Here is a 10,689-nt window from a genome sequence, read left to right as displayed (position 1 = left end):
CCGATGACCTCAACCTTGGCAAGGTTGCGCTCTACCAACTGAGCTAGTATCGCAAACTGAAACGTCTTTCGCCGTTCAGGGCTGCGAATTATAAGAGCATTTTTTTGTGATGCAAGTCCTTAATGCAAAATTACGAAAGTTTTTACTCAACTGCTGTAAAAGCACGCAGATTTGCAAAAAAAACGGCTCTTATGTCCCTGAAAAGTTAGATAAACGTGATCATTTTATTCGACTAGATGTTAATAATCGTTTTTCGGTAGTACTGCAGCTCAGCGATCGACTCTCGAATATCGTCTAACGCAAGGTGACTTCCCGACTTAGAAAAACCATCCAACACTTCTGGCTTCCAACGGCGAGTCAACTCTTTCAGAGTGCTTACGTCAACATAGCGGTAGTGGAAGTACTCTTCTAACTCTGGCATGTGTTTGTATAAGAAACGGCGATCTTGACCAATGCTGTTGCCACAAATCGGTGACTTACCTTTTGGTACCCATTTTTCAAGAAACTCAATCGTTTGTTGGATGGCGTCTTGCTCTGAAACCGTGCTCTCTTGAATTCGCTTCACTAAACCGCTGCCAGTATGAGTCGTCGTACACCACTCATCCATCTTATCCAATTCACTCTGAGGTTGGTGAATAGCCAAAACAGGTCCTTCAGCCAGGATGTTAAGCTCACTATCAGTAACGATAGTAGCAATTTCAATGATTTTATGAGTTTCAGGATCAAGTCCTGTCATCTCTAGATCAACCCAAATAAGGTTCTGATCGCTAAAGGACATAAGGCGTCGCCTATTTGTTTATGTGTAAAAGAGGTACTATACCCAAATAACTATACTCAAACTAGCTCTAGGGCCATCGAAATCACGTGGTACCAGCAACATCCTGTTTGAGTCCCCAATCATCAAGTTAGATGTGTTAAGTGAAAAATTGTGGCTAAAAAAAAGAAGTTAACCAAAGGTCAAGTACGTCGTGTACGTAGCAACCAGAACAAGCGACTCAAGAAAGAAGATTCTATCCAGTGGGATGAGAACATGCTTGGTGGAACCAAAAGCGGACTCGTGATTACGCGCTTTGGTCAACATGCCGATATCGAAGATCTTGAAACCAACGAAGTTCACCGTTGTAACTTACGCCGCAGTATTGAGACTTTAGTTTCTGGTGACCGAGTGACTTGGCGCGCAGGCTTAGAATCCATGGCCGGCATTTCTGGCGTTGTGGAAGCGGTTGAACCGAGAACTTCAATGCTGACTCGCCCTGATTACTACGATGGCCTAAAACCGGTTGCTGCGAACGTTGACCAAATGGTTATCGTATCAGCCGTGCTACCCGAGCTATCACTTAATATTATCGACCGTTACTTAATTGCTTCAGAAACCGTCAACATTGCGCCGCTTGTTGTGCTGAACAAGGTCGATCTACTGACTGATGAGCAGGTTGCTGAATACCGCGAAACACTGAAAGTGTACGAAAAAATCGGCTACAAGGTGATGTTCGTGAGTAAAGAGTCGGGTTACGGCATCAAAGAGCTGGAAGCTGAACTCAAAGATCGCATCAACATTTTTGTTGGCCAATCTGGCGTGGGTAAATCAAGCTTAGTGAATGCACTCATGCCAACACTAGATATCGAGGAAGGCGCCGTTTCTGAAAACTCAGGACTGGGTCAACACACGACAACGGCAGCACGTTTGTATCACTTCCCTTCTGGTGGTGATCTTATCGATTCCCCAGGGGTGCGTGAATTCGGCCTATGGCATTTAGAACCAGACGAAATCACTGACGCTTTCATTGAATTCAAGCCATTCCTAGGTGGTTGTAAGTTCCGTGATTGTAAACACAATGACGACCCAGGATGCCTTTTACGTGAAGCCGTAGAAGACGGTAGAATCAGCCGTTTACGTTTTGCTAGCTACCATCGCATTATTGAAACCATGGCTGACAACAAAGATAACCGTCAGTACTCGCGAAGCAAGAAAGCCGATCTCTAATCGCGTTTTTGTGAACAAATGTGTGCATTTACTGACAATTGGCGTGAATTTAAGTAACATCTCGCGCCCTAAAGCGTCATCGACAGATTTAATTGAACAACAAATAGCATTGGAAAATTAATACAATGGATAAGATTAAAGTTGGATTGCAGTACTGGATTCCACAACATGGACTGACTCGTCTAGTCGGCAAACTTGCGTCTGCTAAAGCGGGCGGCTTAACGACAGCGATCATCAACTGGTTCATCAAGCAATACAAAGTGAACATGGATGAAGCTCTGCATAGCGATCCAAAGCACTTTAAGACATTCAATGAATTCTTCGTACGTGAATTGAAAGAAGGCATGCGCCCTATCACTGAAGGCGAGTCTGTTATCGTTCACCCTGCCGATGCTCGCGTAAGTCAATTTGGCCCAATTACTGACGGCCAACTGATTCAAGCTAAAAACCATAACTACTCAGCTCGCGAACTATTGGGCGGTGATTCAAGCCTGGCGGATGAGTTCAAAGACGGCGAATTCGCAACGCTTTACTTATCGCCAAGTGATTACCACCGTGTTCACATGCCATGCGACGGCACACTGCGCCAGATGATCTACGTTCCTGGTGACCTTTTCTCTGTAAACCCGCTAACGGCAGAGAACGTTCCAAACCTATTCGCACGTAACGAACGTGTGGTTTGTATCTTCGATACAGAGTTTGGCCCAATGGCACAAGTGCTGGTTGGCGCAACTATCGTTGGCAGCATAGAGCAAGTATGGGCTGGCACTATCACACCACCTCGCGGTAACTCAGTTTACAAATGGGATTACCCTGCACAAGGTGATACAGCCGTCGTCTTGAAGAAAGGCGAAGAGATGGGCCGCTTTAAGCTTGGCTCAACGGTTATCAACCTGTTCGCTAAAGATGCGATCAAGTTTGACGAAACGATGCAGAATGGTGAGAAAACCGTGCTAGGCACCCCTTTCGCGCATATTGCAGGCAAAAACGCTGAAGTAAATGAAGAGACTGCTGGAACTGTTGAGAACACAGACCAAGCATAACTTCCTGAGTTAACCTGTCGATATTACTTGTCGATGCAAGTTCACTCATAGACATATTAAAGGCGCGTTATTTCGAGTAAATAACGCGCCTTTCTCTTAGCTGCCCGTGCTGTTCGTAATAAACTCAGAACACCCCATAAAAAGATTGACCAAAAACAAAACAACTGTCGAAACCTTAAACAACTTTCCGATTTTACAACCCGTATCCAAGTACCAAAAATCCAGATAACTTACTCTATTTGAAGATATTTTATTCATAGGGTCTTTGTACATGCCTAAACTCAATGTTGGCGTTCTGGTCAAGCTGTTGATTTGTTTTGCGATTCCCTTGGGCGTGTTATTCATGCCGATAGATTCAATACCAATCGATGATCTCACGCTAATTCAACACCGTTTGCTCGCCATATTCCTCTTAGCAGCATTGCTTTGGGTGCTAGAGCCCGTTCCGGTATTCGCCACTTCAATTCTGATTATTGCGCTTGAACTGGTGATGATCTCCGACAAAGGCCTGCACTTATTTAGAAATCCACCAGCGGGACACGATCTCGGTGAGTTAATCAAATATACCGACATATTCGGTGCATTTTCGTCTCCAATCATCATCCTTTTCATGGGTGGTTTCGCTCTCGCGATATCGGCATCTAAGTACGAACTCGACAACAACTTAGCGCGAGTATTGCTCAAACCATTTGGTACAGAACCGCGCTTCATTATGCTCGGCTTAATGCTGATCACCGCCGTGTTCTCAATGTTCATGTCAAATACCGCAACAACGGTAATGATGCTCGCATTGCTAGGCCCTATCGTAGCGTCTGCGCCTAAAGGCGACATGGGGATTAAAGCGCTCGTGTTGTGTATTCCAATTGCAGCTAACACCGGTGGTATCGCGACACCCATCGGTACACCGCCCAATGCCATCGCGCTGCAGTACCTAACGGGTGAAAACACCATCGACTTCCTCAGCTGGATGATGATGGGCTTACCCTTTGTGATCATCCAACTCACCATCGCTTGGTTTCTTCTACAAAAACTCTTCCCTTCTAAAGAAAGAAACATGGTCCTCAAGCTTGATGGACAATTTAGAAAAAGTTGGCGAGCGATAGTGGTTTACATCACCTTCGCTGCCACTATTCTGTTATGGATGACCACCAAACTGCATGGCATGAACACTTATGTTGTGTCTATCATTCCGCTGGCGGTATTCACTCTGACCGGCATCATGGGCAAAGAAGAGCTCAAGCTGATTAACTGGGATGTGTTGTGGCTGGTCGCAGGTGGTATTGCGATTGGTATTGGCCTTGATAAAACAGGCTTAGCCGCTGCACTCGCACACGCGATTGACTATGAATCGCTGTCACCGGCGGCTGTGGTACTGACGTTATCTATCGTGTGTTGGTTAATGGCGAACTTCATGTCAAACACCGCGACGGCCAACTTGTTGATGCCGATCGCCGCTGCAATTGGCGCATCGATGGAAAGCTTGGTCGCGATTGGCGGCTTGCAAGGCTTGTTGGTTGTGGTCGCCTTCTCTGCGTCATTAGGTATGATTTTACCAGTATCGACACCACCAAACTCGCTGGCTTACTCAACCGGACTTATTGAGAGCAAAGACATGGCGAAGATGGGCATCATCTTAGGGATTGTCGGCTTGCTGATGGTTTACCTCGCACTGTTTATTATCACCTAGCACGTTAATTCATTACTACAGCCCTCCAGATAGCGATCACACCTTTGCGATCTGGAGGCTTTAGTGCATATTGAATCCCCCAACTCTTAAATTTTGACATGGACGTACACTTAAATGGGATTCGAATGGTTAGCTCTAGCAGCCGCTTTTCTATGGGCGATAGCGAGCCTGATGTCAGTAAAGCCTGCTCAACACTTAGGTTCTTTCGCCTATAGCCGCTGGCGAATGGGTTGTACCGCGATCATCTTATCAAGCATGGCTTGGTTTACCGGTGGGTGGTCAAGTGTCGAAGCCGACCTAGTCACACCCATGATGCTATCTGGCCTAATTGGTATCTTCATTGGTGATACCGCCCTATTTGCTTGTTTGAATCGAATGGGACCGCGCCAAGCGGGTTTGCTGTTCTCTTGTCACGCCGTGTTCTCGGCGATTCTTGGTTACTTCCTGTTTAGCGAAAGCATGACTTCTGTAGAGCTGATTGGCTCTGCATTGGTGTTTAGTGGCGTGTTAACTGCGATATTTTTTGGTCGTCGAGGACAAGCGAACAACCAACTTGAAACCATTAAGGGAACAGTGTGGATTGGTGTTGCTCTGGGAATTACAGCGGCGATTTGCCAAGCATTGGGCGGTATTATTGCCAAGCCTGTAATGCAAACCAGCATCGACCCAATAGCAGCCTCTGCCATTCGAATGATCACCGCCTTTGTGGCTCACTCACTGTTTCGCTTAACGGGCGCTAAACTTTCACGCGCACTTAACCCAATGAATAAGCAGATATTCGCAATTACTGCGGTTAATGGCTTTTTAGCGATGGCCGTGGGAATGACACTGATTTTGTATGCACTGCAGGAAGGGAATGTCGGTATGGTCGCACTGTTATCTTCGACCACACCAATCATGTTGTTACCAATACTCTGGTTGTACACCAAACAGAGGCCAAATGCTTACGCTTGGATAGGTGCCATTGTTGCCGTGGTTGGCACTGGGATTTTGGTAAGTTAATGGCACCGGAATTCTGGTCAGCTAGTGAAGCGAGTTGGAAGCTGAGAGTTAATAGTTAATAGCTAATGACCATTAACTCTCAATAACAACAAAAACAAAAAGCTAAGAACGAGGGAAAGGAAAAGCCGTCACGTCATCGATATGGTCGTAGCCCAAAGCCAACATGATCAGACGATCAATACCTAAAGCAACACCCGCACAGTCTGGCAAGCCCGCTTTTAATGCCTCAATCAAGTGATGATCAATCGGTTGAGGCGATAATCCCATCTCAATACGTTTTGCATTGTCATCTTCAAAGCGCTTAAGTTGTTCTTGCGGTTTATCGAGTTCATGGAAGCCGTTTGCCAATTCAATCCCTTTGAAGTACACCTCAAAGCGATCCGCCACTCGTGGATCATTCGGGTTAATCTTGGCTAACGCCGCTTGTGATGCTGGGAAGTCATAAACAAACGCAGGCACTTGTTGCCCTATCTTAGCTTCAACCCCAATACTAAACAGCAACTGCAGCAAGGTATCGCGGTCTTCTTCTGGATCTGCAATGTCGCTGAGCCCAAGTTTCGCAGCAGCTTGCTTTAGCGTATCCATCGAATCCTCCAACGGACACACACCTAACATATCAATAAAGGCTTGTTGGTAAGTCATTCGCTGTGCTGAGCCTGATTTAAGCACCTGCTGTAACAGCAAATCCATTTCATCCATCAGGTCATGATGATCAAAACCCACGCGATACCACTCCAACATAGTGAACTCAGGGTTGTGATAACGGCCATTTTCTTCGTTACGAAAAGACTTACAAATTTGGTAGATACAGCCACTGCCCGCCGCTAACAGTCGTTTCATATGAAACTCTGGGCTCGTCATAAAGAACAGGGGCTGGCCGTGCGCATAACCCGGCCCTACGAATTCAGTTTTGAACGTATGCAAATGCACATCCGTCACCGTGGCGTGACTCATCGCAGGTGTATCCACTTCCATCACGCTTCGCTCTGCAAAAAACTGGCGAATTTGATTAAGGATATCAGCACGTTGCTTTAACTGTTTAATGGTTGCGGCGGGTTGCCATGTGGAGTGCATTATCAAGTTCCATATCACTGAATTCTAGGCGACGAAAATTACCACTTTTCGCATCTTTTGTAAGCATCTATCTGTCTATTGATGAAAGCAAAATGTTGTTTTAATGAAGCCAGAAAATTACGTTCTACAATACAATTATCAATACAGATTTCACATCAACATTGATAACAAAAATCATACTCAACAAGCCGTTAACACCAGTCCTGTGGGTTAATCGTTATCAACAATTGATTGCCGTGATTGCAGTCACATAACCTATAAATTCTATGCCTCCATATGCATTACCGACCTAAAAACCCAAATGCATCAACTTTTCGAATACCTTCCTCTCTTACACTGAACCTACCACTTAAGGCTTAGGGGCGCTAAATGGTTCCTACGATTTAGAACCTCCTAAATAGGCTTTTTATAATAACAAGCGGAATACTCCGCATCACACTGGAGAATAACTGTGAAGACAATTACCACAGATATCGCAGTCATCGGCGCAGGCGGCGCTGGTCTTCGTACAGCTATCGCTGCGGCTGAAGCTAATCCTGAATTGGAAGTAGCACTGATTTCTAAAGTTTACCCAATGCGCTCGCACACGGTAGCAGCAGAAGGCGGTTCAGCAGCAGTAATTAAAGACGAAGATAGCCTAGATAACCACTTCAACGATACTGTTGGCGGTGGCGACTGGCTATGTGAACAGGATGTTGTTGAATACTTTGTTGAAAACTCGACTCGCGAAATGATCCAAATGGAACAATGGGGTTGCCCATGGAGTCGTAAAGAAAACGGTGAAGTAAACGTACGCCGATTCGGCGGTATGAAGGTAGAGAGAACGTGGTTCGCAGCGGATAAAACCGGCTTCCACATGCTTCATACTCTGTTCCAGACTTCGATGAAGTACGACACAATCAAACGATTTGATGAGTACTTTGTGGTGGACCTTCTCGTAGAAAACAAAGACGGCGTTGAAGATGGCGAAGTACAAGGCCTAATCGCGATTCACATGTCTGAAGGTGAGCTTGTTACCATCAAAGCAAAATCTGTTGTTCTAGCAACGGGTGGCGCAGGTCGTGTTTACCACTGTAATACCAACGGCGGCATCGTAACTGGCGACGGTATGGCAATGGCTTATCGCCACGGTGTACCACTGCGTGATATGGAGTTCGTTCAATACCACCCAACAGGCCTACCAGGCACTGGCATCTTGATGACCGAAGGTTGTCGTGGTGAAGGCGGTATCATCGTCAACAAGAACGGCTACCGTTACCTCCAAGATTACGGCATGGGCCCTGAAACTCCAGTGGGCGAGCCGAAAAACAAATACATGGAACTGGGTCCTCGTGACAAAGTTTCTCAAGCATTCTGGCACGAGCAGCAGAAAGGCAACACCATCAAGCACCCGCTTGGTGATGTCGTACACCTTGACCTTCGCCACCTTGGTGAAGAGTACCTGCAAGAACGCCTACCGTTTATCTGTGAGCTAGCAAAAGCGTACGTAAACGTCGACCCAGCAAAAGAGCCAATCCCAATTCGCCCGACCGTTCACTACACCATGGGTGGTATTGAAACTAACGGTACCTGTGAAACTCGCATTAAAGGTCTATTCGCTGTTGGTGAATGTGCTTCAGTTGGTCTGCACGGTGCAAACCGTCTAGGTTCTAACTCTCTGGCTGAGTTCGTTGTATTTGGTCGCGTAGCGGGTGAACAAGCCGTGAAACGTGCAGCAGAATTCAAAGGCTGGAATGAAGAGTCTATCGCGAAGCAAGTGAAAGCGGTTGAAGATCGCATCGCAGGTCTACTAAGCCAAGAAGGCGATGAGAACTGGGCTGATATCCGTACTGAAATGGGTCACACCATGGAAGCGGGTTGTGGTATCTACCGTCAAGAAGACTTGATGCAAGAAACCATCGACAAAATCACTGAGCTAAAAGCACGTTACAAGAAGATCAGCATTAAAGACAAAGGCCAAGTGTTCAACACGGACCTACTTTACGCTATCGAAGTCGGCTACGGCCTAGAAGTAGCGGAAGCGATGGTTCACTCAGCTATTCTTCGTAAAGAGTCTCGCGGTGCGCACCAACGTCTAGACGACAACTGCACAGAACGTGACGACGTGAACTTCCTGAAACACTCTCTATCGTTCTACAACGAAGATGCAGCACCAACCATCGACTACAGCGGCGTTAAGATTACTAAATCTCAACCTAAAGCTCGTCTGTACGGTGAAGCTGCTGAGAAAGCCGCTGCCGCTGAAAAAGCAGCAGAAGAGAATGCGAAGAAGAGCGAAGAGGAGCAAGCATAATGTCAGCGAATCGAATCCAAAAAATTGAAATCCTGCGTTATGACCCTGAGCAAGATGCAGAACCTCACTTTCAAACCTTTGAAGTTCCGTTTGATGAAACCATGTCAGTACTTGATGCGATTGGTTACATCAAAGATAACCTAGATAAAGACCTGTCTTACCGTTGGTCTTGTCGTATGGCGATTTGTGGTTCTTGCGGCATCATGGTTGATGGCGTGCCAAAACTGGCGTGTAAGAGCTTCTTACGTGATTACCCGAACGGCTTCAAGATTGAGCCTTTGGCTAACTTCCCAATCGAGAAAGATTTGATTGTCGACATGACGCCGTTCATCGAACGCCTTGAAGCAATCAAGCCTTACATCATTGGTAACGACCGTAAACCAGAAGACGGCACCAACATCCAAACTCCAGAGCAAATGGCGAAGTACAAACAGTTCGCTGGCTGCATCAACTGTGGTTTGTGTTACGCAGCGTGTCCTCAGTTTGGTCTAAACCCTGAGTTCATCGGCCCTGCGGCACTTGCTCTTGCTCACCGCTACAACCTAGATAGCCGTGACAATGGTAAAGCTGAGCGCATGAAGCTTATCAATGGCGACAACGGCGCTTGGGGCTGTACGTTTGTAGGTTACTGTTCTGATGTATGTCCGAAGAAAGTAGACCCAGCAGCGGCAGTAAACCAAGGTAAAGTTGAGTCTTCAATGGACTTCGTTATCTCGATGTTCAAGCCTGATGGATCGCAAGTAAAAACAGCAGAGGAGGCATAATATGAGCAATCGTAAGCCTTATGTTCGTGAGATGAAGAGAACGTGGTGGAGCAACCATCCGTTCTACCGCTTCTACATGCTACGCGAAGCGACTGTACTGCCTTTGATTCTATTCACTCTGTTCCTAACCTTCGGTTTGGGTGCGCTAGTGAAAGGCCCTGAAGCGTGGGCTGGTTGGTTGAGCTTTATGGCTAACCCTATCGTTGTTGGTATCAACATAGTGGCACTGCTAGGCAGCTTGCTGCACGCTCAAACCTTCTTCAGCATGATGCCTCAAGTAATGCCAATCCGTCTTAAAGGCAAGCTGGTAGATAAGAGAATCATCGTACTGACTCAGTGGGCAGCGGTGGCTTTTATTTCTTTAATCGTTCTTGTTGTGGTGTAAGGAGCTTTCGTTATGAACACAAATTACAAAGTGAAACCTGTTAACCACCTTAAGTCTGTTAACCAAAACCCTAAACGCTCTGATGAGCCAATCTGGTGGGGCCTATTTGGCGCTGGCGGTACTTGGTTCGCGATGATCACACCTATCACGATTCTAGTGTTAGGTATCTTAGTGCCAATGGGCATTATCGATGCGGATGCAATGAGCTACGAGCGTGTGTCTGAATTCGCCACCAGCATTATCGGTGCGCTATTCATCATCGGTACGCTAGCTCTACCAATGTGGCACGCAATGCACCGTCTTCACCACGGTATGCACGACCTTAAGTTCCACGTCGGCGTTGCAGGTAAAGTGGGTTGTTACTTCGTTGCAGGCCTAATCAGCGCGTTGTCTGTTATCTTCATCTTTATGATTTAAGAGCAGATTCGGGATTCGAGTATCGGGTAATCGAGATTCG

Annotated in this window: 10 protein-coding genes; 8 read left to right on the top strand and 2 right to left on the bottom strand. The window is 46.4% G+C overall.

The genetic code is table 11. From position 1 onward, the window contains the following. Positions 1-232: 232 nt before the first annotated feature. Positions 233-778, bottom strand: coding sequence for an oligoribonuclease (gene orn / locus OQJ75_RS07915; protein WP_010434065.1), 546 nt, complete (start codon positions 776-778; stop codon positions 233-235). Positions 779-928: 150 nt separating this feature from the next. Between orn and rsgA the strand changes: the two genes are divergently transcribed. The 4 genes from rsgA to OQJ75_RS07895 all read left to right on the top strand — a co-directional run bounded on the left by rsgA (position 929) and on the right by OQJ75_RS07895 (position 5,716). Continuing rightward, complete coding sequence (gene rsgA, locus OQJ75_RS07910) at positions 929-1,984, top strand: small ribosomal subunit biogenesis GTPase RsgA (protein WP_248373768.1); 1,056 nt, start codon at positions 929-931, stop codon at positions 1,982-1,984. A 125-nt stretch (positions 1,985-2,109) separates the two neighbouring features. Further along, complete coding sequence (gene asd, locus OQJ75_RS07905) at positions 2,110-3,027, top strand: archaetidylserine decarboxylase (RefSeq protein WP_265972018.1); 918 nt, start codon at positions 2,110-2,112, stop codon at positions 3,025-3,027. Between the two features lie 271 nt (positions 3,028-3,298). After that, the gene (locus tag OQJ75_RS07900) at positions 3,299-4,714 is read left to right on the top strand and encodes an SLC13 family permease (protein ID WP_017061303.1); all 1,416 of its coding nucleotides are present in this window, start codon (positions 3,299-3,301) and stop codon (positions 4,712-4,714) included. A 114-nt stretch (positions 4,715-4,828) separates the two neighbouring features. Continuing rightward, a complete protein-coding gene (locus OQJ75_RS07895) occupies positions 4,829-5,716 on the top strand; it encodes a DMT family transporter (protein ID WP_016799445.1) in 888 nt (295 codons plus the stop codon). Positions 5,717-5,818: 102 nt separating this feature from the next. Here the strand turns inward: OQJ75_RS07895 and epmA are convergent, their stop codons facing one another. After that, positions 5,819-6,790: an elongation factor P--(R)-beta-lysine ligase gene (gene epmA, locus OQJ75_RS07890; protein WP_265972019.1), complete on the bottom strand. Its 972-nt coding sequence runs from the start codon at positions 6,788-6,790 to the stop codon at positions 5,819-5,821. Positions 6,791-7,241: 451 nt separating this feature from the next. On the opposite strand from epmA, the gene frdA reads away from it, so the two are divergent. The 4 genes from frdA to frdD are packed head-to-tail and all read left to right on the top strand — an operon-like array spanning position 7,242 to position 10,649. Beyond that, positions 7,242-9,083 (top strand): fumarate reductase (quinol) flavoprotein subunit, encoded by a 1,842-nt coding sequence (gene frdA / locus OQJ75_RS07885; RefSeq protein ID WP_222717185.1) that lies wholly within the window; start codon positions 7,242-7,244, stop codon positions 9,081-9,083. Then, on the top strand, positions 9,083-9,847 hold the full coding sequence (locus OQJ75_RS07880; RefSeq protein WP_248388821.1) for a succinate dehydrogenase/fumarate reductase iron-sulfur subunit: 765 nt from the start codon (positions 9,083-9,085) through the stop codon (positions 9,845-9,847). The genes frdA and OQJ75_RS07880 overlap by 1 nt, the downstream gene beginning before the upstream one ends. A gap of 1 nt (position 9,848) precedes the next feature. Next, positions 9,849-10,232, top strand: coding sequence for a fumarate reductase subunit FrdC (frdC, locus tag OQJ75_RS07875; RefSeq protein ID WP_048607793.1), 384 nt, complete (start codon positions 9,849-9,851; stop codon positions 10,230-10,232). Positions 10,233-10,244: 12 nt separating this feature from the next. After that, positions 10,245-10,649 (top strand): fumarate reductase subunit FrdD, encoded by a 405-nt coding sequence (gene frdD, locus OQJ75_RS07870; RefSeq protein WP_029225939.1) that lies wholly within the window; start codon positions 10,245-10,247, stop codon positions 10,647-10,649. Positions 10,650-10,689: the final 40 nt, after the last annotated feature.

The sequence above is a fragment of the Vibrio sp. 14G-20 genome, from assembly GCF_026241515.1.
In the GTDB taxonomy this organism is placed as follows: Bacteria; Pseudomonadota; Gammaproteobacteria; order Enterobacterales; family Vibrionaceae; genus Vibrio.
Note: the sequence above shows the minus strand (reverse complement) of the source record. Positions and strands in the feature narration are given on the sequence as shown.

Excerpts from the sequence above, each read along its gene's own strand:
- orn (WP_010434065.1), bottom strand. The coding sequence starts at position 778 with ATGTCCTTTAGCGATCAGAACCTTATTTGGGTTGATCTAGAGATGACA.
- asd (WP_265972018.1), top strand. The coding sequence starts at position 2,110 with ATGGATAAGATTAAAGTTGGATTGCAGTACTGGATTCCACAACATGGA.
- OQJ75_RS07900 (WP_017061303.1), top strand. The coding sequence starts at position 3,299 with ATGCCTAAACTCAATGTTGGCGTTCTGGTCAAGCTGTTGATTTGTTTT.
- OQJ75_RS07895 (WP_016799445.1), top strand. The coding sequence starts at position 4,829 with ATGGGATTCGAATGGTTAGCTCTAGCAGCCGCTTTTCTATGGGCGATA.
- epmA (WP_265972019.1), bottom strand. The coding sequence starts at position 6,790 with ATGCACTCCACATGGCAACCCGCCGCAACCATTAAACAGTTAAAGCAA.
- OQJ75_RS07880 (WP_248388821.1), top strand. The coding sequence starts at position 9,083 with ATGTCAGCGAATCGAATCCAAAAAATTGAAATCCTGCGTTATGACCCT.
- frdC (WP_048607793.1), top strand. The coding sequence starts at position 9,849 with ATGAGCAATCGTAAGCCTTATGTTCGTGAGATGAAGAGAACGTGGTGG.
- frdD (WP_029225939.1), top strand. The coding sequence starts at position 10,245 with ATGAACACAAATTACAAAGTGAAACCTGTTAACCACCTTAAGTCTGTT.